At 73.6% G+C, this 24,203-nt stretch carries 20 protein-coding genes; 2 read left to right on the plus strand and 18 right to left on the minus strand.

Annotated features, from left to right (window positions below; all coding sequences use genetic code 11):
• Window positions 1-31: 31 nt before the first annotated feature.
• The 5 genes from ffh to ACFVX9_RS19420 all read right to left on the minus strand — a co-directional run bounded on the left by ffh (window position 32) and on the right by ACFVX9_RS19420 (window position 7,937).
• Window positions 32-1,597: a signal recognition particle protein gene (ffh, locus tag ACFVX9_RS19400; RefSeq protein ID WP_380376652.1), complete on the minus strand. Its 1,566-nt coding sequence runs from the start codon at window positions 1,595-1,597 to the stop codon at window positions 32-34.
• Window positions 1,598-1,785: 188 nt separating this feature from the next.
• Window positions 1,786-4,209, minus strand: a complete 2,424-nt coding sequence (locus tag ACFVX9_RS19405) for a [protein-PII] uridylyltransferase (protein ID WP_387982653.1) — start codon at window positions 4,207-4,209, stop codon at window positions 1,786-1,788.
• A 216-nt stretch (window positions 4,210-4,425) separates the two neighbouring features.
• The gene (locus tag ACFVX9_RS19410) at window positions 4,426-4,764 is read right to left on the minus strand and encodes a P-II family nitrogen regulator (protein WP_063347683.1); all 339 of its coding nucleotides are present in this window, start codon (window positions 4,762-4,764) and stop codon (window positions 4,426-4,428) included.
• On the minus strand, window positions 4,761-6,173 hold the full coding sequence (locus ACFVX9_RS19415; RefSeq protein WP_380376637.1) for an ammonium transporter: 1,413 nt from the start codon (window positions 6,171-6,173) through the stop codon (window positions 4,761-4,763). The genes ACFVX9_RS19410 and ACFVX9_RS19415 overlap by 4 nt, the downstream gene beginning before the upstream one ends.
• A 309-nt stretch (window positions 6,174-6,482) precedes the next feature.
• Window positions 6,483-7,937: a hypothetical protein gene (locus ACFVX9_RS19420; protein ID WP_363375923.1), complete on the minus strand. Its 1,455-nt coding sequence runs from the start codon at window positions 7,935-7,937 to the stop codon at window positions 6,483-6,485.
• A gap of 605 nt (window positions 7,938-8,542) precedes the next feature.
• Here ACFVX9_RS19420 and ACFVX9_RS19425 point away from each other — a divergent pair.
• Window positions 8,543-9,220, plus strand: a complete 678-nt coding sequence (locus ACFVX9_RS19425; RefSeq protein ID WP_063347686.1) for a bifunctional DNA primase/polymerase — start codon at window positions 8,543-8,545, stop codon at window positions 9,218-9,220.
• Between the two features lie 149 nt (window positions 9,221-9,369).
• On the opposite strand, the gene ftsY is transcribed toward ACFVX9_RS19425, so the two are convergent.
• The 5 genes from ftsY to ACFVX9_RS19450 form a co-directional block, all read right to left on the minus strand.
• Window positions 9,370-10,620 carry a signal recognition particle-docking protein FtsY gene (gene ftsY / locus ACFVX9_RS19430; RefSeq protein WP_387982656.1) on the minus strand — a complete coding sequence of 417 codons (1,251 nt, stop codon included), beginning with the start codon at window positions 10,618-10,620 and terminating at the stop codon, window positions 9,370-9,372.
• 47 nt (window positions 10,621-10,667) lie between these two features.
• The gene (smc, locus tag ACFVX9_RS19435) at window positions 10,668-14,315 is read right to left on the minus strand and encodes a chromosome segregation protein SMC (protein ID WP_387982658.1); all 3,648 of its coding nucleotides are present in this window, start codon (window positions 14,313-14,315) and stop codon (window positions 10,668-10,670) included.
• 190 nt (window positions 14,316-14,505) lie between these two features.
• Window positions 14,506-14,709: a hypothetical protein gene (locus tag ACFVX9_RS19440; protein WP_063347689.1), complete on the minus strand. Its 204-nt coding sequence runs from the start codon at window positions 14,707-14,709 to the stop codon at window positions 14,506-14,508.
• Window positions 14,710-15,118: 409 nt separating this feature from the next.
• The gene (locus tag ACFVX9_RS19445; protein WP_063347690.1) at window positions 15,119-15,418 is read right to left on the minus strand and encodes an acylphosphatase; all 300 of its coding nucleotides are present in this window, start codon (window positions 15,416-15,418) and stop codon (window positions 15,119-15,121) included.
• Between the two features lie 119 nt (window positions 15,419-15,537).
• The gene (locus ACFVX9_RS19450) at window positions 15,538-16,896 is read right to left on the minus strand and encodes a hypothetical protein (RefSeq protein ID WP_387982660.1); all 1,359 of its coding nucleotides are present in this window, start codon (window positions 16,894-16,896) and stop codon (window positions 15,538-15,540) included.
• Between the two features lie 293 nt (window positions 16,897-17,189).
• Between ACFVX9_RS19450 and ACFVX9_RS19455 the strand changes: the two genes are divergently transcribed.
• The gene (locus ACFVX9_RS19455; RefSeq protein WP_063347692.1) at window positions 17,190-18,110 is read left to right on the plus strand and encodes a hypothetical protein; all 921 of its coding nucleotides are present in this window, start codon (window positions 17,190-17,192) and stop codon (window positions 18,108-18,110) included.
• Window positions 18,111-18,140: 30 nt separating this feature from the next.
• Here ACFVX9_RS19455 and mutM read toward each other — a convergent pair whose 3' ends face one another.
• The 8 genes from mutM to ACFVX9_RS19495 form a co-directional block, all read right to left on the minus strand.
• The gene (mutM, locus tag ACFVX9_RS19460) at window positions 18,141-19,019 is read right to left on the minus strand and encodes a bifunctional DNA-formamidopyrimidine glycosylase/DNA-(apurinic or apyrimidinic site) lyase (RefSeq protein ID WP_380376625.1); all 879 of its coding nucleotides are present in this window, start codon (window positions 19,017-19,019) and stop codon (window positions 18,141-18,143) included.
• A 51-nt stretch (window positions 19,020-19,070) separates the two neighbouring features.
• Window positions 19,071-19,862, minus strand: coding sequence for a ribonuclease III (gene rnc, locus ACFVX9_RS19465; RefSeq protein WP_079135603.1), 792 nt, complete (start codon window positions 19,860-19,862; stop codon window positions 19,071-19,073).
• Window positions 19,863-19,882: 20 nt separating this feature from the next.
• A complete protein-coding gene (gene rpmF, locus ACFVX9_RS19470; protein ID WP_030056747.1) occupies window positions 19,883-20,056 on the minus strand; it encodes a 50S ribosomal protein L32 in 174 nt (57 codons plus the stop codon).
• Between the two features lie 2 nt (window positions 20,057-20,058).
• Window positions 20,059-20,703, minus strand: a complete 645-nt coding sequence (locus ACFVX9_RS19475; protein ID WP_063347695.1) for a DUF177 domain-containing protein — start codon at window positions 20,701-20,703, stop codon at window positions 20,059-20,061.
• Between the two features lie 172 nt (window positions 20,704-20,875).
• Window positions 20,876-22,090 carry an ATP synthase F0 subunit B gene (locus ACFVX9_RS19480; RefSeq protein ID WP_387982663.1) on the minus strand — a complete coding sequence of 405 codons (1,215 nt, stop codon included), beginning with the start codon at window positions 22,088-22,090 and terminating at the stop codon, window positions 20,876-20,878.
• Window positions 22,091-22,297: 207 nt separating this feature from the next.
• Entirely contained in the window at window positions 22,298-22,789 is a 492-nt protein-coding gene (coaD, locus tag ACFVX9_RS19485; RefSeq protein ID WP_063347697.1) for a pantetheine-phosphate adenylyltransferase, read from the minus strand.
• A 49-nt stretch (window positions 22,790-22,838) separates the two neighbouring features.
• Entirely contained in the window at window positions 22,839-23,423 is a 585-nt protein-coding gene (rsmD, locus tag ACFVX9_RS19490) for a 16S rRNA (guanine(966)-N(2))-methyltransferase RsmD (RefSeq protein ID WP_063347698.1), read from the minus strand.
• A 144-nt stretch (window positions 23,424-23,567) separates the two neighbouring features.
• Window positions 23,568-24,101 carry a hypothetical protein gene (locus ACFVX9_RS19495; protein WP_380482297.1) on the minus strand — a complete coding sequence of 178 codons (534 nt, stop codon included), beginning with the start codon at window positions 24,099-24,101 and terminating at the stop codon, window positions 23,568-23,570.
• Window positions 24,102-24,203 lie beyond the last annotated feature (102 nt).

The following is a 24,203-nucleotide window of genomic DNA, read 5'->3' on the forward strand; positions in this document are numbered from 1 at the left end:
GGACGGCGGGCCGCTCGAACGACGGACCGGTCTACAGCAGGTCCTTGAACTCCTTGGGCAGCTCGAAGTCGGCCGGGCCCTTGCCCGCGCCGAGGCCGAACGCGCCGCCGCCGGCCGGGTCCTGGTCGCCGCCCGGGCCGAGCGCGCGGCGCTGGGCGGCCGCGGCCTCCTCCTGCGCCCGCTTGAGCGGGTTGCCGCTCTTGCGCTTGCCCTTGGCCTGCGGGGCCTTCTTGCCGGACTTCTTGGCGCCGCCGCCCATGCCCGGGATCCCCGGCATGCCGGGCACGCCCTTGCCGGAGGCCATCGCGGACATCATCTTGCGGGCGTCGAAGAACCGCTCGACCAGGTTCTTCACCTCGCCGACCTGGACACCCGAGCCCTTGGCGATGCGGGCCCGGCGGGAGCCGTTGATCAGCTCCGGCTCGGCGCGCTCGGCCGGGGTCATCGACTTGATGATCGCGCCGACCCGGTTGACGTCCTTGTCGTCGATGTTGTTGATCTGGTCGCGGATCTGGCCCATCCCGGGCAGCATCCCCAGCAGCTTGGAGATCGAGCCCATCTTCTGGACCTGCTCCAGCTGCGACAGGAAGTCGTCCAGGGTGAACGCCTTCGGACCGCCGCGCAGCTTGGCGGCGATCTTCTCGGCCTCCTCCTGCGAGAAGGTCTGCTCGGCCTTCTCGATCAGCGAGAGGACGTCACCCATGCCGAGGATGCGCGAGGCCATCCGGTCGGGGTGGAAGGCGTCGAAGTCGTCGACCTTCTCGCCGTTGGAGGCGAACATGATCTGCCGGCCGGTGACGTGCGCGACCGACAGGGCGGCACCACCGCGGGCGTCGCCGTCGAGCTTGGAGAGCACGACACCGGTGAAGTCGACGCCGTCGAGGAAGGCCTGCGCGGTGGTGACCGCGTCCTGGCCGATCATCGCGTCGACGACGAACAGGACCTCGTCCGGGTTGACCGCGGCGCGGATGTCCGCGGCCTGCTGCATCAGCTCGGCGTCGATGCCCAGGCGTCCGGCGGTGTCGACGACGACGACGTCGTACTGCTTCTGCTTGGCGTACTCGATCGAGTCCTTGGCCACCTGCACCGGGTCGCCGACGCCGTTGCCCGGCTGCGGGCCGTAGAAGGCCACACCGGCGCGCTCGGCGACCACCTGGAGCTGGTTGACGGCGTTGGGCCGCTGGAGGTCGCAGGCGACCAGCAGCGGGGTGTGCTTCTGGCTCTTCAGCCAGTGGCCGAGCTTGCCCGCGAGGGTGGTCTTACCGGCACCCTGCAGACCGGCGAGCATGATCACCGTCGGGCCGCTCTTGGCGAACCGGACCCGGCGGGTCTCGCCACCGAGGATCGCGATGAGCTCCTCGTTGACGATCTTGATGATCTGCTGCGCGGGGTTGAGCGCGCCCGAGACCTCGGCGCCGGCCGCCCGCTCCTTGACCTGCTTGATGAAGGCCCGCACGACCGGCAGCGCGACGTCCGCCTCCAGCAGCGCGATGCGGATCTCGCGGGCGGTGGCGTCGATGTCCGCCTCGCTCAGGCGGCCCTTGCCCCGGAGGTTCTTGAACGTCGCTGCGAGGCGATCGGAAAGAGTGTCGAACACGTCGTCGCGGGTCCTCTGCGGCATCGGTATCGGTACGGTCGTCGCCCACCAGGGTATCCGGCCGCCCCGGGTATGGTCTCCACCCGGGTTGCCACGGCCTCGGAACGGGCCTCGGAACGGACCTCGGCAGGCGTCGGCGGACCCCGGCGGACCGACCCCCGGCGAGCCCCGAACGGCCCCGGCGCGACTCAGCCCAGCACCGCCCGGACCGCCGCCGCCACCTCCCCCGCCCGCCCGGCGGCGAGCGGCCGGCCCGCCCCGTCGGTCAGGTAGAAGGAGTCGACGGCCTCCGCGCCCAGCGTCGAGACGTGCGCCGTCCGCACCCGCACGCCCGCCCCGTCCAGCGCCCGGCCGATCCGGTGCAGCAGCCCCGGGGCGTCGTGCGCGCGGACCTCCAGGACGGTCGCGGTCGCCGAGGCCACCGCGGGCGCCACCGCGACCACCGGCGGCGGGGTGGGGATGCCCCGGCGGCGCGGGGCGGCGGCGTCCCGCTCGGCCAGCCGGCGCGCGACGTCCAGCGAGCCGTCCAGCGCCCGGCGCAGGTCGGCCCGCAACCGGGCGGCCTCCGGCAGCTCGCCGAACTCGGCGGCCACCCGCCAGGACAGCAGCAGCACCGGGCCGGCGCCGATCGGGTCCAGCTCGCGCAGGCCGGCCGAGCGGACGGCCAGCCGGTGCAGCGCGAGCACCCCGGCGACGGTGCCGAGCAGTCCGGGCCGGTCCGGGACGGCCAGGGTCAGCTCGACGCCCATCGGCTCGGCGCCCGGGTCCGCCCCCTCGGACTGCGCCAGCAGCGACAGGGCGGGCCCGCCGGTCCGGGCGGCCTCCACCGCGAGCCGCTCCTGCGCGGCGGTCGGCGCGGCCTCCACGGGCGCGGCGTAGGCGCCGGCCAGCCGGGCGGCGACCCGGGCCGCCAGGCCGTCCACCAGCGAGGCCCGCCAGCCGCTCCACGCGGCCGGGCCGGTGGCCAGCGCGTCCGCCTCGGTGAGCACGTGCAGCAGCTCCAGTTGTGCCGCGGTGCCGACCACCTTGGTGATCGCCTCGACGGTGGCCGGGTCGTCCGGGTCCCGTCGGGTCGCGGTGTCGACCAGGGTCAGGTGGTGGCGGACCAGCACCGCCAGGGTCTCGGTGTCCTCGGGGCCGAAGCCCATCCGGGCGGCGACGTCACGGACGATGACCTCGCCGGCCTCGCTGTGGTCGCCGGGCCAGCCCTTGCCGATGTCGTGCAGCAGCGCGGCGACCAGCAGGAGGTCCGGCCGGGCCACCCGGCGGGTCATCGCCGCGGCCCGCACCGCCGTCTCCACCAGGTGCCGGTCGACCGTCCAGCGGTGCACGGCGTTGCGCTGCGGACGGCAGCGCACCCGCTCCCAGTCCGGCAGCAGCCGGGTGACCAGTCCCTCCGCCTCCAGCGCCTCCCACACCGGGACGGCCGCCTCGCCCGCGCCCAGCAGGGTGACCAGCTGCTCGCGCGCCTCGTCCGGCCAGGGCACCGGCAGCGGGCGGCACTCGGCGGCCAGCCGGCGCACCGTCGCGTACGAGACGGTGAGCCCGTTCTGCGCGGCGGCGGCCGCGGCGCGCAGCGGCAGCACCGGGTCGGCGGCCGGGCGGGCGCCCTGGGCGAGCACCGCCTCGCCGTCCTGCTCGACCACGCCCTCGGCGAGCGGCCGGCGCGCGACCGTGCCCCGGGCCACCGCGCCCGCGCCGCGCCCGGCGCCGGTGAACGGGAAGGCCGGCCGGGCGGCCCGGCGGCCCCGGCCGGACCGGGCGGCAAGCACCCGGTCCACCGCCCGCCAGGTGACGTCACTCGCGTAGGCGATGGTGCGGGCGGCCTCGTAGACCTGGCGCAGCAGGGTGTCGGCGTCCAGCACGCCGAGCCGTTCGGCGACCTGGTCCTGGTCCTGGAGGCCGAGCCGCTCGGTGGCCCGGCCGGTGGCCAGGTGCAGCGCGTCGCGGACGTCGGCGAGCCGCAGCGCGGCGGCGTCCAGGCCGTCCCGGGGGGCGTCGGCGAGCCAGGTCGCGGCGACGGCGTTGAGCGCGACGGCGTCGCGCAGGCCGCCGCGGGCCTCCTTGAGGTCGGGCTCCAGCAGGAACGACAGCTCGCCGTGCCGCTCGGCCCGCTCCCGCCCGAGGTCGCGCAGCTCCGGCAGTCGCGCGGGGGCGCTCGCGCGCCAGTCGGTGAGCACGGCGGAGCGCAGGGCGGCGGTGAGCGCCTGGTCCCCGGCGAGGTGGCGGGCGTCCAGCAGGCCGAGCTGGGCCTTGAGGTCGGCGGCGGCGACGGACCGGGCCTCGGCGACGGTGCGCACCGAGTGGTCGAGCGCGGCGCCCGCGTCCCAGACCGGGTACCAGATCCGCTCGGACAGGTCGGGGTCGAGCCGGCCGTCGTGCAGCAGCAGGACGTCGAGGTCGCTGCGCGGGGACAGCTCGCCGCGCCCGTAGCCGCCGACCGCGACCAGCGCGACGCCGGGCGGGCCGCCGGCGGCCGCGAGCAGACCTGCCAGCCAGTCGTCGGTGAGCCGGGCGAGAGCCGCGCGGCGGGGCCGCCCGGCCGGGCCGGGGCCGACGAGCAGCGCGGCCCGGGCGGCGCCGTAGTCGGGAGGGCTGGTCTCGGTGGTCATGGCGTGGTCCCGTCCGTCGTGCGGTTGAGCGGGCGGCGCCGGACGGCCTGCGGGCGGCCGCGGGGAGGTCCGCGGGCGGCCTGCGGGCGGCCCGGCGCCGATGCGCCGTCGGCGGACCCGCGACCCCTCGGGGGCGGCGGGCCCGCCTGCGGCGCGTCCTACGGTTCAGGGCCCTCGGCGAAGGTCTCTCGACGAAGGGCCCTCGGCGAAGGTCCCTCAGAGGGCGTCCGGCCCGCGCTCGCCGGTGCGGACCCGGACGGCGGTGTCGACCGGGACGCTCCAGACCTTGCCGTCGCCGATCTTGCCGGTCCGGGCGGCCTTCACCAGGACCTCGATCAGCTCGTCGGCGTCCTCGTCCTCGACCAGCACCTCGATCCTGACCTTGGGGACCAGGTCCACGGTGTACTCGGCGCCCCGGTAGACCTCGGTGTGGCCGCGCTGGCGGCCGTAGCCGCTGGCCTCGGTGACGGTCAGGCCGTGCACCCCGAAGGCCTGTAGGGCGGCCTTCACCTCGTCCAGGCGGTACGGCTTGATCACGGCGGTGATGAGCTTCATCGGGCGTCGACCTCGGTCTTCTCGGCGGGCTCGGCGGTGGTCTTGTCGGCGGCCTTCCCAGCGGCCTTGGCGGCGGTCTTCCCGGTGGCGGGCTTCTCCGCGGACCTCGCGGCCGCCGCGGCACCGACCAGGCCCGGCAGGGCCCGCGCCAGGCCCGCGCCCACCGCGCTGAAATCGTAGGCGGACTCGGCGTGTTCGGCCTGGTCGATACCGGCCACCTCGACCTCCTCGGCGACCCGGAAGCCGACCGTCCTGTCGATCGCCTTCGCCAGCAGCCAGGAGAGGACGAAGGAGTACGCCGCGACCACGGCCACGCCCATCGCCTGCTTGCCGAGCTGCGCCGGCCCGCCGCCGTAGAACAGGCCCTTGGCGGTCTGGCCGACCCCGCCGGTGGCGAACAGGCCGATCAGCAGCGAGCCGATCGCGCCGCCCACCGCGTGCACGCCGACCACGTCGAGCGAGTCGTCGAAGCCGAGGCGGTACTTGAGGCTGACCGCGGCGGCGCAGACCGCGCCGGCGATCAGGCCGATCGCCACCGCGCCCAGCGGGCTGACCGAGCCGCAGGCCGGGGTGATCGCGACCAGGCCGGCCACCGCGCCGGAGGCGGCGCCCAGCGTGGTGAACGCGCCGTGCCTGAGCTTCTCGTAGACCAGCCAGCCGACCAGCGCCGCACCGGTGGCGACCTGGGTGTTGACCATCGCCATCGCGGCGACGCCGTTGGCGGCCAGCGCCGAGCCCGCGTTGAAGCCGAACCAGCCGAACCACAGCAGCCCGGAGCCGAGCATCACCAGCGGCAGGCTGTGCGGGCGCATCGGGTCCTTCTTGAAGCCGACCCGCTTGCCCAGCACCAGGCAGAGCGCGAGGCCGGCCACGCCCGCGTTGATGTGCACGGCCGTGCCGCCGGCGAAGTCGATCACGCCGTTGCGGTCGCCCAGCCAGCCGCCGTGGCCGCCGTCGAAGAAGAACACCCAGTGCGCGACCGGGAAGTAGACGACGGTCACCCAGAGCGCGATGAACAGGCCCCAGGCGCCGAACTTGGCCCGGTCCGCGATCGCGCCGCTGATCAGCGCCGGGGTGATGATCGCGAACATCAGCTGGAAGGTGGCGAACGCGGTGACCGGGATGGTCCCGGTGAGGTCGTTCAGGCCGATGCCGCGCATCCCGAGGAAGTCCAGGTTGCCGATCAGACCGGCGAAGGAGTCGGGTCCGAAGCTGAGCGAGTACCCGTAGAGGACCCAGAGCACGCTGACGATGCCGAGCGAGAGGAAGCTCATCGCCAGCATGTTCAGGGTGCTCTTGGCCCTGACCATGCCCCCGTAGAAGAAGGCCAGGCCCGGGGTCATCACCATGACCAGGGCCGCACTGATGAGCACGAAGGCGGTGTCGCCCGCGCTGAAGCCGTCCGGCATCGGCGTCTCCTCTGCGTGGAAGCCGATCCAAACCCGGATTACCCGTCCCGTGCCACCCGGGGTGTCGGCGATGAAGAGGAGAGTGCCGAAGGCTGGTTTCGGCCAGTGCGGCTCGTTGTTTCGCGGCCGTGACGCGTGCGACGCCCGGGTTACACCTGCGTGAACGACGGCCGTGCCGCAGGGCCGAACGGGTTACCGTGCCGCCGAACGGGACGGCCGGTGGCACGACGGCCACCGACCGTGGCGGCGGCGGCCGTCACGGTCGGCGGGGTCCTCGGGCCGGGTCCGCGGCCCACGGACTCGGGGTGCTCAGACCACCGAGACGTACTCGGGGATGTCCTGGACGACGCGCTCCTTGAGCCGGCTCACCGCGTCCACGCCCTTGAACCGGGCGGCCGCGGCCTCGGTGGTCTTGCGGACCCGGGAGTTCAGCCGCTCCGAGCGCACCTTGGTGGCGATGTCCACCGCCTGCTCGGCCATCACCGCGGCCTGCTCGGCCTCCCGCTGCAGCAGGTGGACGCTGGCCATGCCGATCAGGTTGAAGGCGTACGAGCGCACGTGGTCGCCGTCCTGGCGGAACAGGTCGACCGCGCGCTCCATCACCGGCGCGGACATCGAGGCGTACAGCTGGGCGTTGTCGGAGTGGTACGCGAGGTCGCGGAAGGAGTGCGCGTTCTCGGCGTTCAGCTCGGCCGGCGAGAAGAACTTCAGCCAGTCCGGCTCCGCCTCCCCCTCGCGGATGTCGGTGAAGGTGTCCTCGGCCAGCCGGACGGCCCGGGCGCAGCGGTTCACCTCGCCGATGGTGGCGTAGGCGCGCGCCTCCATCGCGTACAGCAGGGACTGCTGGCGCGCACTGGCGGTGTCCCGGCTGCCGTACTGCGCCAGGTGGATCAGCTCCAGGGCGTCCTCGCCCCGGTTGAGGTGGATCATCTGGCGGCTCATGTCGGTGAGGATGAGTGCGCCGAACGGGCGGTCCCCGGCCTCCTTGGCGGCGTGCAGGGCCAGCACGTAGTACTTCTGCGCACTCGGGTGCATCCCGACGTCGTACGACATCCACCCGGCCAGGTGGGCGAGTTCGGCGGTGAGCCGGAACAGCCGCCGGGTGGTGTTCTCGTTGTACGTCTCCTGGAGCAGGTCGGTGACCTCGTGGAGCTGGCCGACGACGGCCTTGCGGCGCAGCCCGCCGCCGTTCTGCGCGTCCCACTGCCGGAACATGACCGTGGTCTGCTCCAGCAGTTCGAGCTCGGGCTCGGACAGCCGGCCGGTGAACGGGTCGCCGCCGTTGGCCGCGGCGAGGATCGGGGTGGGGGCGCCGGTCGGGCCGGGGGTGAGCCAGCGCTGCATCGGCTCGATCAGCGCTGCGCCGGCGGTCAGCGCGAGCGAGGTGCCGAGGAAGCCCCGGCGGTTGAGCATCAGGTCGCTGCGGGAGTAGTCGCTGATCAGCTGGACGGTCTGCGGCGCGCTCCACGGCAGGTCGACGCCGCCGCCCACGGTGGAGACCGGGATCGCGGCGCGCAGGCCGAGGTCCTCGATCGAGACCACCGAGCCGAAGCGCTCGGAGAAGAGCTCCGACATGATCTTGGGAATCGGCTCGCGGGGCTGTTCGCCGTCGAGCCAGCGGCGCACCCGCGAGGTGTCGGTGGACACGTGGTGGGCGCCGATCTGCCGGGCCCGGCGGTTGACCTGGCGGGCCAGCTCGCCCTTGGACCAGCCGCTGCGGGCGAACCAGGTGGTCAGCTTCTCGTTGGGTTGCTTCTCTGCCATGGGAACGTCCCCATCCCGCCCGGCCCCCTCGGGGCCCCGATCGTGACGCCCGACGGTTTCGGGCCCTTGCCAGACGTGCCGTGCCTGAGGTGTTGCCGTACCACGCTCTCGCACTGGTGTGCCATCGTTACGGACGGACCGTCAGGTTCCCAACTCCCGCGCCCTGTCGGACCGGAGTCGATTCCACGAAGACGTCCGTGTGCTGAACGTAATGCCCCGCGCGGCGCCCACGGGAGCGGCCCTGGCGAAACGCCACCTTTCGCCACCCCCACGAGTGAACCGAAGCCACGGCCCACGCGCTTCACTAGGTAGGTCCGACGGCCCGGCATATGCGGGCCGCCAAGGCCACCGGCGAAACCCGGCAGCCCCGGCAACCCACCGCAGTCACAGGCGAGTTCGCCGCCCACCCTGATCGGCGGCCGCCTCGCCCACCCCACGATCCGGCATCGGTGCCGCCAGCCACAAGGCGGCGCTCGAGGCGCACCACCACGACAGGCGCACACCGGGCGCTGCACGCCGCCACCGCACAACGCACCACGCAACGGACAATCAACACACAGTCACCATCCCGTAACCATCGGCGACGGGAACCTGTTGGGGGAGGCATGGACAACCTGTTCGGCGAACTTCGACTGGGACACCTGCGGTTGACGCCGCTGGGCGCGCGCCGCCGCACCAAGGTCACCGCGTCCCAAGCCGCCGCGGAGTACACCGGCCGCTGGGGCTGGACGGTCGCCACCGGCGCCCCGGCCGGCTCCGCCACCGCCCCGACCCGCTGTCCCTGCGGCTCCGACCGCTGCGCCGCGCCCGGCCTGCATCCCGTACCCGGCGGCGAGGACCGGTCCCGGGAGGCGCGCGCCGGGGGCTCGGTGCTGTTCCCCACCGGCCGCGCCTTCGACGTCCTGGACGTTCCCGAGCAGGCCGGACTGCAGGCGCTGGTCCGGCTGGAGCGGATGGGCACCCAGGTCGGCCCGGTGCTCGCCGCGCCCACCGGCCGGCTGCAGTTCCTGGTCGCCGCCGGCGCCGCCCGCCGGCTGCCCGACCTGCTCTACCGGATGGGCTGGGACGACGCCGCGCTCGACCTCACCTGCCACGGCGAGGGCAGCTACGTCGCCGCCCCGCCCACCGTGCTCGGCGCGCTCGGCCCGGTCCGCTGGCTGCGCCGCCCCACCCGCGACAACGCCGGCTGCCCGCCCGAGGCCCGGCTGCTGCTCGGCACCCTCGCCTACGCCTGCCACCGCGGCCGCGAGCGCACCGCCGAACCCGCCTGGCTCGCCTCGTAGGCCTCAGCGCGCCCCACCCGCCCCACGCGCCTCGGCGTGCGCCCCTCCAGCTCGGCGCGCTCCTCCGCCCCGGCACGCTCCTCCGGTCCCGGGCGGCAACGCGAAAGGGCCCGCCCCTCGCGGAGCGGACCCTTCGTGCGTACGGGGCCTCAGTCCCCGATCAGCGCGTCCACGAACGCGCCCGGCTCGAACGGCGCCAGGTCGTCCGCACCCTCGCCCAGGCCGACCAGCTTGACCGGCACGCCCAGGTCGCGCTGGACCGCGACCACGATGCCGCCCTTGGCGGTGCCGTCCAGCTTGGTCAGCACGATGCCGGTGATGTCGACCACCTCGGCGAACACCCGGGCCTGGATCAGGCCGTTCTGGCCGGTGGTGGCGTCCAGCACCAGCAGCACCTCGTCCACCGGGCCGTGTTTCTCGACGACCCGCTTGACCTTGCCCAGCTCGTCCATCAGGCCGGTCTTGGTGTGCAGTCGGCCGGCGGTGTCCACCAGCACGGTGTCGGCGCCCTCGGCGATGCCCTCCTTGACCGCGTCGAACGCGATCGAGGCCGGGTCACCGCCCTCCGGTCCGCGCACGGTGCGCGCACCGACCCGCTCGCCCCAGGTCTGCAGCTGGTCGGCGGCGGCGGCCCGGAAGGTGTCGGCGGCGCCGAGCACCACCTTGCGGCCGTCGGCGACCAGGACGCGGGCGAGCTTGCCGGTGGTGGTGGTCTTGCCGACGCCGTTGACGCCGACCACCAGGACCACGGCCGGCCCCTCCGCGTGCTTGGTGGAGCGGACGGTGCGGTCGGCGTCCTTGCCGATCAGCTCGACGAGCTCCTCGCGCAGCAGCGCGCGCAGTTCGTCGGGCGTCCGGGTGCCGAGCACCTTCACCCGGGTGCGCAGCCGCTCGACCAGCTCCTGGGTGGGGGCCACGCCGACGTCGGCGGTCAGCAGGGTCTCCTCGATCTCCTCCCAGGTGTCCTCGTCCAGGTGCTCGCGGGAGAGCAGCGAGAGCAGGCCCTTGCCGAGCGAGTTCTGCGAGCGGGAGAGCCGGGAGCGCAGCCGGACCAGCCGGCCCGCGGTGGGCTCGGGGACCTCGACGGCGGGTGCCGTCTCGGCCTCGGCGGCCTCGACCTCGACCTCGGTCGGGGCCGTGGCCGGGGCTCCGGTCGAGGCTTCGGTCGGAGCCTCGGCCTCGGGGAGCTGCACCTCCTCGACGGTGCGGCGGGGCTCCTCGGTCGGCGGCGCGGCCTCCTCGCCGACCTGGGGCTCCTGCGGGGTGGTCGGCGGCGCCGTGATGACCGGCGACTGCGACTTCGGGGGCAGTTGCTGGCGTCGTCTGCCGGAAACGACGAGGCCGGCGATCGCGCCGATGGCGACCACGGCGATGACTACGGCAAGGATCACGTATTCCATAACTGCTCCAGTATCCGCGACCGGAGCCCGGATGGACCGCAGCCGCCCTACGCCGATGCGGTACGGACGGCCTCCGGCCGCTCCCGGTGTCCTCCTCCGGACCGGCGGCCGGGAGGTGCCCCGACGCGCAGCCGCTGGCTGATCACCTGTGAGATGCCGTCGCCCTTCATGGTCACGCCGTAGAGGGCGTCCGCGGACTCCATGGTCAGCTTCTGGTGGGTGATCACGATCAGCTGGGAGCTCTCCCGCAGCTCCTCCATGATCCCGACCAGCCGGCGCAGGTTGGTCTCGTCGAGCGCCGCCTCCACCTCGTCCATCACGTAGAACGGGCTGGGCCTGGCCTTGAAGATCGCCACCAGCAGTGCCACCGCGGTCAGCGAGCGCTCGCCGCCGGACAGCAGCGACAGCCGCTTGACCTTCTTGCCCGGTGGGCGGGCCTCCACCTCGACGCCGGTGGTGAGCATGTGGTCGGGGTCGGTCAGCACCAGCCGCCCCTCGCCGCCGGGGAACAGCCGGGCGAAGACGCCCTCGAACTGGGCGGCGGTGTCGTGGTACGCCGAGGCGAACAGCTGCTCGACCCGCTCGTCCACCTCCCGGACGATGTCCAACAGGTCGCGCCGGCTGCGCTTGAGGTCGTCCAGTTGTTCCCCGAGGAACTGGTGGCGCTCCTCCAGCGCCGCGAACTCCTCCAGCGCCAGCGGGTTGACCTTGCCCAGTTGCTGGTACGCCTTCTCGGCCGCCCTGAGTCGCTTCTCCTGCTCGGCCCGGTCGTACGGGCGCGGCTCGCCCGGTTCCCCTCCTTCTTCCGGGGTCGACGGCGGGACGGGCTGGTCCGGCCCGTAGGTGGCGAGCAGTTCGCCGCCGTCGATGCCGAACTCCTCCAGCGCCCGGGCCTCCAACTGCTCGATCCGCAGCCGCTTCTCGGCCCGCAGCACCTCGTCCCGGTGGCCGGCGTCGACCATTTTGTCCAGTTCCTCCTTGAGGCCGCGGCCGCGCTCGCGGTGCGCCCGCAGTTCGGTCTCGCGCTCGGCGCGCGCCTGCTCGACCGCCGCCCGCCCGGCGTCCGCGCGGGACAGCGACACCTCCAGGCAGGCCAGCAGCTGCCGGGCGCCCGCCGCGACGGCGTTCGCCACCCCGGCGTCGTGCTCGGCGCGTCGGCGGCGCTCGGCGGCCCGAGCGCGCGTCTCGCGCTCGGCGCGGGCGGCCCGGTCCAGCTGGTCCGCCCGGCCGGCGAGCGCGCGGACCCGCTCCTCGTGGGTGCGCACCGCGAGCCTGGCCTCCAGCTCGGCCTGCCGGGAGCCGGTGGCGGCCTCGGCCAGCCGCTGCTGCTCGGCGGTGTCCGGCTCGGCCTCCCCGGCTTCCTCCGAGTCCTCGGCCGCTGCCAGGCGTTCGGCCAACTCCTCTGCGGTGGCGAGGAGTTCGACCAGGCCTTGGTCGGCCCGCGCGGCGGCGGCGGACAGCCGCTCGGCCTCGCCGGCGGCGGCCCTAGCCTGCCCACCGAGGCGGCCGAGCGCGCCCGCCACCTGGGCGCGCTCCTTCTCCTGCCGCCGCCGCTGCTCGGCGAGTTGATCCACGAAGGCGGCCGACTCCCGTCGCTGCTCGGCGAGTTCGGCCAGGTGCAGGGCCGACTCGGCGCAACGGAGGGTGAGTTCGGCGATCTCCCGGGCGGCCTCCTCGACCGCCGCCCGAATCTCCAGCAGGCTCGGTACACCGTCGGAGCCGCCCTGCGCGAAGTCGGCGCCGAGCCGGTCCCCGGCGGCGGTGACGGCGGTCAGCCCGGGGTGGTCGGCGACCAGCCGCAGCGCCTCGTCGAGGGTGTCGACGACCGCCACCCGGGCCAGCAGGCCCCGCGCGGCACCGACCAACCCGGCCGGCCCGTCGACGAGTTCGGCGGCCCAGCGGGCTCCGTCCGGCAACTCCCCGACGCCGGCGAGCGGTTCACCGGCACCCGCGATCGGCAGCGCGGCCCGGCCGGCACCCTCGATCAGCAGCGCGGCCCGGCCGGCGTCCTCGGCGCGCAGCAGCCGCAGCGCCTCGGCGGCGGTGCCGGGCGAGTCGACGGCGACCGCGTCGGCGGCCGCGCCGAGCGCCGCCGCCACCGGCACCTCGTACCCGGGGGCGATCCGCAGCAGCGCGGCCGCGGGGCCGCGCAGTCCGCTCAGCCGCTCCCCCGCGTCGAGCAGGGCGCCGGTGCCGTCCTTGCGGCGCAGTCCGAGGGAGAGCGCCTCGTGCCGCGCGGTGAGTCCGGCCCGTTCGCGCTCGGCGGCGCCGGCCGCCTCCCGGGCGGCGGCGAGGTCGCGCTCGAGGGCGGCGAGCCGCTCCCGGGCCTCCTGGTGGGCGGCCTCGGCCTGCTCGTCGTCCCCGGCGGGGCCGCCGACCTGCCGCTGGAGCTCCTCGTACTCGGCCTGGGCGGCCTCGGCCCGCAGCAGCGCCTCGCCGCCGGCCTCGGTCAGCCGGCCGATCTCCGCTTCGGCGCAGGCCGCCTTGGAGCGGGCGGCGGCGGCCTGCCCCTGCAACCGGGCCAGGCCCTCCCGGCGGTCCGCGATGGCCCGGGCGGCGTCCCGCAGGCGACGCTCCTCGGTGGCCAGCCCGCGCTCCAGTTCACTCCTGCGTTCGACCGCCTCGGCCAGCGCGTACTGCGCCTCCTCCAGCGCCTCGGCCAGCGCGGCCTCGTCCTCGCGGACCCGCGCGGCCTCCCGTTCCAGTTCCTCGGGATCGCGGCCACGCCGCTCCTCGGCCTGCCCGCCCGCGGCGGCGTGCCGGGCGCGGGCCTCGGCCAGTCCGATGGTGCCGCGGGTGCGCTCGGCTAGGGCGGAGAGCCGGTACCAGGTCTGCCGGGCGGCCTCCAGGCTCGGGCCGAGTTGCTGGACCTGCGCCTCCAGCACGGCCTCGCGCTGGACGACACCGGCCAGTTCCTGCTCGACGGTGGTGCGGCGCAGCCGCAGTGCCAGCTCGTCGGCGATCTCGGCCTCGACGGCCTGCCGGAGGGCCAGCAGGTCGTCGGCGAGCAGCCGCAGCCGGGCGTCGCGCAGGTCGGCCTGGATGCCGGCGGCGCGGCGGGCGATTCTGGCCTGCCGGCCGAGCGGTCCGAGCTGGCGGCGCAGTTCGGCCACCAGGTCCTGGACGCGGTTGAGGTTGACCTGCATCGCGTCCAGTTTCCGCAGCGCCTTCTCCTTGCGCTTGCGGTGCTTGAGGACGCCGGCCGCCTCCTCGATGAAGGCGCGGCGGCCCATCGGGTCGGCGTGCAGGACGGAGTCCAGCTGGCCCTGGCCGACGATGACGTGCATCTCGCGGCCGATGCCGGAGTCGGAGAGGAGCTCCTGGATGTCCAGCAGGCGGCAGGTCTCGCCGTTGAGCGCGTACTCGCTGCCGCCGTTGCGGAACATGGTCCGGGTGATGGTCACCTCGGTGTAGTCGATCGGCAGGGCGCCGTCGGCGTTGTCGATGGTGAGGCTGACCTCGGCCCGGCCGAGCGGGGCGCGCCCGCTGGTCCCGGCGAAGATGACGTCCTCCATCTTGCCGCCGCGCAGCGACTTGGCGCCCTGCTCCCCCATCACCCAGGACAGCGCGTCGACGACGTTCGACTTGCCGGAGCCGTTCGGGCCGACCACGCAGGTGATGCCGGGCTCGAAGCGCAGGGTGGTGCTGGAGGCGAAGGACTTGAACCCGCGCAGCGTCAGACTCTTCAGGTGCACGCGGCCGGTCTCCTCGTCGCTCGCCAGGGCCCGGGGCCTGTCGTCAACGGCGACTGTATCCCCGGCGGGCCGTGCGTCCCGGGCCCGGACACGACGAAGGGACGCCACAACCGGGCGTCCCTTGCAAGCTGCGTCCCTTTCGGAGCGGCTCAGTGCACAGCGGCGTCGATCTGCGAGGACCGGGCGGGACTCAGGTGAGAGCCGGCTCCCGCTGATCCAGATCGATGCTGTTGAGCAGCGAGTGCCCGTCAGCGACAGCGGCGAGCGCGTCGTTCTCGGCCTGCATCCGAAGGAGCTCGGATTCAAGGTCCTGGACGCGCTGCTGAAGCCGTCGCATCTCGGAGAGCATTCGCGGGTCGGGGCCGCCGACGTACCCGAGAAGCGCCTTTGCCATGATGAATGGTCCTCCACGCTGAGTGACCGAACCGGAACGGTACAGGTCTAGGGGGAAGGGGGAAGGGGGACGCACGCGCGGCGCGTCACCGGTAGTGCTGGCTGGGCACTTACGGCACAACCATCGTGAGCTGGGCTCACGAGGGCAGACGCCTGCCGGGAAAACGCGGTCGTGTGCGCGGGTTTCCAGCGTCTCACCAAAGACGGAAAGGGTCAACACGATCACCGCACGCTACCGCGACCCTGTCACCTGCCTGGCGGTGTCGTCACGCCTGGGGGCCTCGGGCCGGGTCCACCAGCTGCTCGTGGATCATCGTTCGATGCGGAGTCAACCACGAGTCTGCCCGAATGGCAACCGCATGACACCGGCAGTTGCCGATCAGTTCCGGCCCGCGCGGGTGTGGCCGGGCTCAGCGGATCTCGAAGCCCTCGTAGCCGGGGCCCACGGCCGTCCAGATCTCGGTGACGCCACTGACCTCGCCCGGGGTTCCCGGGCCGCGCAGCAGGTCCAGCAGCAGTTCGCAGTCGGCGGCCAGTCCCTCGGCGACCACCTGCACCCGGCCGTCCCCGAGGTTGCTCGCGTAGCCGGTCAGGCCGGTCTCCAGCGCCCGTGCCCTGGTCCACCAGCGGAACCCGACCTGCTGGACCTTCCCCCGGACCCAGGCGGTCACCCGGACCGGTTCCTCACTGTGGGCGTCGCGACCGTGCATGCCCCGAGCCTAAGGCGTGTCCGGCGGTCACAGCTCCACGGGGCCGTCGACCACGCGGAGCGGCCCCGCCGGAGGAAGTCCGGCGGGGCCGCAGGGGTGTCGCGGTGGGGCTCAGCGGGTCACCAGTCGCCGCCGCCGAAGTCGCCGCCGCCACCGAAGTCCCCGCCACCGAAGCCGCCGCCGTCGCCGAAGCCACCGCTGAAGTCGGAGGAGTTGAAGTCGGCGCCGGTGAAGTCGCCGCCCTCGTGCTGGTCCTGGTAGCCCTGGTCCATCATCGGCGCCGCGGCGTAGGCCGGGCTGCTGATCATCGAGCCGAGCATGGTGCCGACCAGCAGGCCCGGCAGCAGGCCGCCGCCGAATCCGCCGAAGTAGCCGCCCGCCCAGGGGGCGTAGGCCGGGCCGGCGTTCCAGTACGGCTGCGGGCCGTGCTCGGTCTCGACGGTGCGGATGGCCGGGTCGAGGCCGGCGGCCAGCCGGTCCGCGTCGGACCGGCAGACCGGGACGGTGCGGGCGGCGCCGTCGGCCGGGGCCCAGTCGACGTCCTTGACCGAGGGGCCGTGGCGCGGGTCGAAGAAGCACGGGGGCCTGCGCTCGGGCACCGGGCGCTTCTCCCGCCGGGCGGCCAGGGTGGCCAGCGCGAACCGGCCGTCCTCCAGCGCCTCGGTGACCGGCTTGACGTCGTCCGGCCGCTTGGCCTCGTCCATCAGCCGCTTGGCCTTCTCGTACGAGTCCAGGGCGTGGGTGTAGTCGGTGCGCTGGGTGTCGTCGGCGTCGGTCGCGGCCGGGTTGAAGTCGAGCCGGTCCAGTTCCTCGCCGAAGGCGGTGATGTCCTCGTCGACCACCCGGCGCAGCTGCTCCAGCTCGGCCCGGGCCTGCTCCTCCTTGCGCGCCTTGGCGCGGCGGAAGAGGAGGAAGACGCCGGCACCGGCCAGCGCGAGCAGCACGACCGGGATGACCACCCAGGCGATCGAGGTGCTGTGGTTCACCCCGGTGCCCTTGGCCTGCGGGGCGGCGCTGTCGACGAACTCGTTCAGGGTGGCGTCGATGTCGCCGTTGTGGGAGCGGAAGGCGGCGCCGGCGATCCGCTCGGCGCTGCCCTGCGACATCGCGCCGCGGTCGGCCTTGGCCGCGAACTGGTCACCGCGCCAGATCGCGTAGGCACCGTCGATGCCGACCTTGGTGCGCAGGTCGTTGAAGACGGTCCGCTCGCCGTAGGGGGCGCTGGCCGGGACGACCGCGACGAAGATCGGCTTGTCGGCCTTCTTGATCTTCTCGGTCAGGGCGTCGGCCTGGCTCTGGCTGAATCGGCTGGTCATCGCCGGGTCGACGTAGACCCGGCCCTGCTTCAGGGTGGAGGCCGCGTCGTCCAGCCCGCCCGCGGCCGAGGCCGTCGGTGCGAGCAGGAGCAGCAGCCCCAGCAGCGCCGCCACCAGGGCAAGCGGCCCGGCGCCCCGGGAACGTCGTGCAAGGGTTCTCATGCCCTCGACGCTACCCTGACGGGCGTCAAGGCACGGCATACCCTTCGCATACTGGTAGTGACAAGATTCCCCGCCGACCGCCGGGGCCGCGCCCCTCCTCGGGGATGATGTTTCCCCCACTCGCCCCTGATGCGGGCGGTGCGCGGGAACCGCGGCCGGCGCCCGGACGTACGTCCCGGCGGGCCCAGGGTGTTCCGGGCGGTGCGCCGACCGTACCGCGCGGACGGGCATAGTGGTCCCGGACCGCTGGTCCCATTACCTGTTCTTGACCCATCTCCCGATCGGAGCACCCGGTGATCATCGGCCTCGTCACCGCCGTGGCGGCATCCGCCTGCTACGGCACCGGCTCAGTCCTCCAGGCCGTCGGATCCCGCCGCTCCGCGCGCGAGGAGGCCGCCAAGGGCGCCTCCGGCGCCACCACCGAGCACGGCGGGCCGAGCCTGTCCTCCACCGCGAAGGCTGCCGTCACCTGGGAGTTCATCGTCGGCACGGTGCTCGACCTGATCGGCTTCGGGCTGGGCGCGCTGGCCGCGCGGCTGCTGCCGCTGTTCCTCTCGCAGACCATCATCAGCGCCAACCTGGTGATCACCGCGGTGCTGAGCATCAAGCTGCTCGGCATCCGGCTCAAGCAGCTGGAGTGGGCCTCGATCGGCGTGCTCTGCTCGGCGCTGGTGCTGCTGGCCGTCTCGGCCGGCCCGGAGGGCGGCCACCACGCGTCGATGGCCTTCCACTGGGGCCTGCTGCTGGTCACCACCGTGCTGCTGGTCGGCGGCGGCCTGCTGGTGCGGCGGATGGGATCCAAGGGCGCGATCGTCGCCGGTCTGCTCTCCGGCCTGGGCTTCGGCGCGCTGGGCGTCGGCGTGCGCATCCTGAACGGCATCGACCCGTTCGACCTCGCCAAGCTGCTCTCCGACCCGGCGCTGTACGCGATCCTGGTCGGCGGCATCGGCGGCATGTACGTGCACACCGTGGCGCTGCAGATCGGCTCGGTGAACGGCGCGACGGCAGCGCTGGTGGTCGGAGAGACGGTGCTGCCCGGCGCGATCGGCGTGCTCTGGCTCGGCGACTCCTCCAAGTCCGGCCTGGGCTGGCTCGGCGTGGTCGGCTTCCTGCTCGCGGTGGTGTCCGCGGTCGGGGTCGCCTACTTCGGCCAGGACACCCACGGCTCCCCCGGCGAGGCGGCCGCCGACCAGCCGGAACTCGCCAAGCACTGAGCTCCCCGGCCCCGCTCCCTGCCCCTGCTGTCAGCCCCCGCTGCGGACCCGCGGCACCCGCTGGCAGCGGGGGCAGAAGTAGCTGGAGCGGTTCATCCAGGCGGCCCGCCGGATCGGGGTGCCGCAGCGGCGGCAGGGCTCGTGCTCGCGGCCGTACGCGTCGAGGTCGCGGGAGAAGTAGCCGCTCTCGCCGTTCACGTTGACGTACAGGCTGTCGAAGCTGGTACCGCCGACGGCGAGCGCCGCCGTCATCACCTCGCGGGCGTTCGCCAGCAGTTCGGCGGCCTGCGGGCGGGTGAGCGTCGCGGTCGGGCGGTCGTAGTGCAGCCGGGAGCGCCAGAGCGCCTCGTCGGCGTAGATGTTGCCGACCCCGCTGATCAGCGTCTGGTCGAGCAGCGCCCGCTTCACGGTGGTGCGCTTGGCCCGCAGCGCGGCCGCGAAGGCGGCGTCGTCGAAGCGCGGGTCGAGCGGGTCGCGGGCGATGTGCGCGATGGAGAGCGGCGTGCCCTCCGGGTCGCCGTCCTCGGCCTCCTCGACCGCGAGGGCGCCGAAGGTCCGCTGGTCGACGAAGCGCAGTTCGCGCCCGCCGTCGGCGAACCGCAGCCGCACCCGCAGGTGCGTCTCGTCGGGTACGGACGGGTCCTGGACGAGGAGTTGGCCGCTCATGCCGAGGTGGCCGATCAGCGAGAAGCCCGCGCCGGACCCCGCCAGCGGCACCCACAGGTACTTGCCGCGCCGCTGCGCGGTGCCGAGGGTGGTGCCGGTCAGCCGGGCGGTGAAGTCGGCGGCGCCGGCGGGCTGGCGGCGCACCGCGCGCGGGTGCAGCACCTGGACGTCGGCGACGGTCCGCCCGGCGACCCAGTTCGCCAGACCGCGACGGACGACCTCGACCTCGGGAAGTTCGGGCACGGGAACAGGCCTCCTGCGGAAGGGATCAGCAGGAGGAAGGCTACTGCTCCCTCACGCCCCGGCGGGCAGCCGGTCGGCGTACTTCTCCTTGATCGCCCGCCAGGCGCTCTCGGCGGCCTTCTGCTCGGCCTCCTTCTTCGAACGGCCGACGCCGCTGCCGAAGTCCTCGCCGGCCACCCGGGCCGCCGCGGTGAAGGTCTTCTCGTGGTCCGGACCGGACTCCATGACCACGTACTCGGGCACCCCGATGCCCACCGAGGCGGTGAGCTCCTGGAGGCTGGTCTTCCAGTCCAGGCCTGCGCCCAGCTGGGAGGACTCCTCGATCAGCGGGTCGAACAGCCGGTGGACGAACTCGGTGGCCGCGTCCAGACCCTGGTCCAGGTAGACGGCTCCGATCACGGCCTCGACCGTGTCGGCGAGGATCGACGACTTGTCGCGGCCGCCGGTGCCCTCCTCGCCCTTGCCGAGCCGGATGAACGTGCCGAGTTCCAGGCCCCGGCCGACGTCCGCGAGCGCGCGGGAGTTCACCACCGCGGCGCGCAGCTTGGCGAGCGTGCCCTCCGGCACGTCCGGGTGGACGCGGTAGAGGGTGTCGGTCACCACGAGGCCCAGCACCGAGTCGCCGAGGAACTCCAGGCGCTCGTTGGTGGGCAGGCCCCCGTTCTCGTACGCGTACGAGCGGTGGGTCAGGGCACGCACCAGAAGGGCGCGCTCGAGTGTGTACCCGAGGCGCCCTTCCAGGACGTCGTATTCGGTCGAAGCCGGCCCACCGGCCCTGCCACCGCCCAAAGAGGAACCCTTCGGGGCGGAGGACGCCTTGCGGGTGGAGTTACCGTCCGACATCGATCCGTGCACCCCGCCGATCAGACCGAGAGGACCTGGCGACGGTTGTACGTGCCGCAGCTCGGGCACGCGATGTGACCCAGCTTCGGCTCGTGGCAGCGGTCGCACGCCACGAGGGCCGGAACAACGGCCTTCCAGTTGGACCGACGGTGGCGCGTGTTGCTGCGCGACATCTTCCGCTTCGGAACAGCCACGGCTACTTCTCCTGGTTCTCGGCGAGACCCTCACGGGTGTCGCTGTTCTTGATCCCGTCACCCTCGTCGCCGGGGGCGGCGGAGAGTCCCTGCAGAGCCGCCCACCGGGGGTCGGCGGCGTCGTGGTGGTGCGTCGGGTCGTCGCTCAGGCGCGCTCCGCATTCGGAGCACAGGCCCAGGCAGTCTTCCTGGCACACCGGCTGCAGCGGCAGTGCGAGCACCACCGCGTCACGCAGCACCGGCTGGAGGTCGAAGAAGTCGCCCTCCAGACGGTAAGTATCTTCTTCCGAGTCCTCGTCGAGGTCCTCGGCCCCGGCGGTCCGGGCGCGGTGACGCTCGTCGGACTCCGGGTAGTAGTACAGCTCCTGGAAGTCGACGTCGAGGTCGTCCTCGACGGGCTCCAGGCACCGGGCGCACTCGCCCTCGACCTGGGCCTCGGCGGTGCCGGTGACCAGCACGCCCTCGACCACGGACTCCAGGCGGAGCTCCAGCCGGAGCTCGCTCTTCTCGGGGACGCCGATCACGTCGATGATCCCCAGGCCCGCGGGGGCCTCCAGAGTGCGGGACACCTTGCGCAGCGAGCCCGGGCGACGTCCCAGCTCGTGCGTGTCGAACACGAGGGGGTCGCGGTGGTCGAGGCGGTTCAAGGTGTCCTGACTTCCATGGGGAATCTTCGATCGCGGCGCCTCCGCACCAGCGGTGCGCGGGCAAGCCGACAGTCCGACACGAAAAGGCCGGAGTGGTCAGCCTACCGGAGTCTCCCGCCAGGCCCAACTTCGCTCCCGTCAGGAGCTTGCGCCGGGCCCGCGCGGGGCCGGCTCAGCGGCCGCCCAGCTCCCGGAGCCGGGTCATGTCGATCATGCTGGTGTCGAAGAAGCTGGTCTCGTCCAGGCCCGGCTGCTGCTGCTGTTGCTGTTGCGGCACGGCAGGCGGGGCGGCGGGCTGCTGCGGGTAGGTGTAGGCGTCGTACTGCTGCGCGCCGTAACCCGGCTGCTGCTGGTGCGGATAGCCGTAGTCCCCGTGCTGCTGCTGGGCCGCGTAGTCCGGCTGCTGCTGCGGGTAGCCGTCCGCGGCGCCCTGCTGCTGGTTCCCCCACTGGGCACCGTACGGGTCGCCCTGGCCGGCCGGGTCGTAGCCGCCGGCGTACACCTCGGCGTACTGCCCCTGCTGCTGCCCGCCCTGCTGCTGGGCGGCCGCGTACTGGTCGACGCCGGGGGCCTGCCAGCCCGCCGCGGCCGGGGTCTGCTCCGGCCAGGTCTGCTGCTGCGGGACGTCCTCGCGGTACCAGGCGATGTCGTCGCCGTTGGCGTCGCCGTCGGTGGCGAAGCCGGCGGCCACCGCCTCGGCCCGCTCCTTGGCCTGCTGCGCCTCGTCGGCGGCGGCCAGGTAGGCGCCCAGCTCGTCGATCGGCCGCTTGCCGAGCAGCTTGTCGCGGCCCTTGCCGACGGCCTCCAGGGTGGCGCTGAGGACGTTCTCCAGCGTGGCGAGCTTCACATCGACGTACTCGTCGACCTCGGGGCTGGGGGTGATCCGCTGCGGCTGGAACTCCTCGCCGTCCGTCTCGCCGTCGAAGTCGGTCTCGAAGACGCTGGAGTCACCGCGCAGCTTGGTCCGGCCGCGGCCGACGGCGCCGAGCGTCTTGGTCAGCACGACCTCGAAGTTGGCGAGCTTGCTGTCCACGTAGTCGTCGGCCTCGGCGCGCTTGGCCTCGACCTCGCCACGGGCCTCGGCGAGGATCCGGTCGGCCTCGGCCTGGGCCCGGCGGACCACCTCGGTGTCCGAGATCAGCGAGCCGCGCTCGGCGTGTGCACCCTGGATGATCCGGTCGGCCTCGGCCTGGGCCCCGGCCACCACCTGCTCGTGGTCGGCCATCATCGACTGGGCCTGGGCGAGTTCGGCGGGCAGCTCCGCCTTGAGGGCGTTGAGCAGGCCGACCAGCTCGGCCCGGTTCACCACGCAGGAGGCCGACATCGGCATCGAGCGGGCGTTCTCGACCGCCGCGACGATCTCGTCGACCTTGTTCTGCACGTCCACGGGGCTTCGTCTTTCCGTGTGCCGCCGACGGTCCGGCGGAGGCAGGCCCGACGCGGTGAACCTCACCGCAGGGGCAGGAATACAGACTGTACGGCCACCGCGCGGCGAGGTCACAACGCCCGAGCCGAACCGGTCGACCGGGCAGCGGACAAGTCATGACGAACCGGCAGAAACGGACGGCCGCCCCGCGGCCACCGCCGCTCCCGCCTACTGCTGGGCCTTGCGCTCCGCGATCCGCTCGACCAGCCGCCGGTGCACCGTCTCCGGCAGCAGGTGGGAGACGTCCCCGCCGTACGAGGCGACCTCCTTGACCAGCGTCGAGGAGAGGAAGCTGTACGTCGGGGAGGTCGGCACGAACAGCGTCTCCACCCCGGACAGGCCGTGGTTCATCTGGGCCATCTGCAACTCGTAGTCGAAGTCGCTGACCGCGCGCAGGCCCTTGATGATCGCGGGGATCCCACGCTCCCGGCAGAAGTCCACCAGCAGGCCGTGGTACGACTCGACCACCACGTTCCCGAAGTCCGCGGTGACCTCCTCGATCAGGCCGATCCGCTCCTCGACGCTGAACATGCCCTGCTTGTTGCGGTTGATCAGGACCGTGATGTGCACGACGTCGTACAGCTTCGAGGCCCGCCCGATGATGTCGAGATGACCGTTGGTGATCGGGTCGAACGAACCGGGACAGACGGCGCGGCGCATGGCGTGGGTGCTCCCTCGGGGGGTGACGGCTGCTGCGGGCCTCGGCCCGCTACTCGTGCTGGCTGGTCTCGGCGGCGGCGCGACCGTACCAGAGCGTGCCCTCGCCGTAGCGGCGCGAGCGCAGCACCTCGAAGCCCTCGGGCCAGCCGAACTCGCCGCCACGGGTGCTGCGCTCCACGGTGACGAGTGCGTCCTCCGCGAGCCAGCCCCCGGCCAGGAGTGTGATCAGCATCTCGCGCAGCTCGTCGTCCGTCACGGCGTACGGCGGATCGAGGAAGACCAGGTCGTACGGGGTCTGCGGGGGCGGGCCCGCGAGCACCTGCTCGGCCCTGGTGGCCTTCACCTCCACGCCGGGCAGGCCGATCGTACGGACGTTCTCCCGGATCACCCGGGCCGCCTGGCCGTCCGCCTCGACCAGCAGGACGTGCTCGGCGCCGCGCGACAGCGCCTCCAGGCCGACCGCGCCCGATCCGCCGAACAGGTCGAGCATCCGGGCCCCGTGCAGGGTGCCGCGCAGCGCCTCCAGGGTGGAGAACATCGCCTCACGGGCCTTGTCGGAGGTCGGGCGGGTGCCCCGGCCTGGCGGTACGGCCAGCCGGCGGCCGCCGGCCAGCCCGGCGATCACGCGGGTCATGGTGGGGGAAGGTCCTTTCGTCGCTGCCCGACCACGCTATACGGGTCGAGGCCCCACCGACGGATCGGTGGGGCCTCGGGGTCACGGCTCAGCTCGCCCCGGAGACCGTCCCAGCCGGCCCCGGGGCGCCTCTCAGCTCGCCTTTCAGCTCGCCTCGGAGCCCGCCGGCGGGACCGGGGCGGCCGCGCCGAGCAGCGCCGGCGAGGCGTAGCGGGACCAGGACAGGCAGCCGTCGGGCGGGCAGAACTCGGGGCGGCGCGGGTCGTGCCCGAGCTCGCGCAGCTTGGTGCGGACGGAGTCGGGGGTGCGGCCGAAGCGGGCGGCGATCCGGGCGACGGTCTCGCCGTCGTGGAAGCGCCGGACCAGCTCCTCCTCGTGCTGCGGGACCCAGGGGGCGCCGTGGCCGGGGTACAGCTCACGCAGCACGTCGCGGTCGGGGATGGGCTCGGAGACGTCGGCGACGATCGCCAGCGCCCGCAGCGCGCGGTTGAGCGCGATCCGCAGCGAGGCGACGTCCTCGACCGGCAGGCGGAGCTTGCCCGAGGCGAGCGGCTGGGCGGCCGCCCCCTCGCGCCAGCCGGTCAGGGTGAGGGTGACCTCGCGGTCGTCGTCGCTGGCGAGTTCGATCCGGAAGACCTTGTCGCCCAGCGGGAGCTCGTTGAGATGACGGAATGCCATGGCAGGACCCCCAAATGTCGTGCCAGGTACGCACCTTGGGGGTGCGCCCTGAACACCTTCATTCTCTCGCGGGGGTCTGACAATTCCGGGGCCGGCGGCGGC

The organism is Kitasatospora sp. NPDC058243, assembly GCF_042882025.1.
Lineage (GTDB): Bacteria > Actinomycetota > Actinomycetes > Streptomycetales > Streptomycetaceae > Kitasatospora.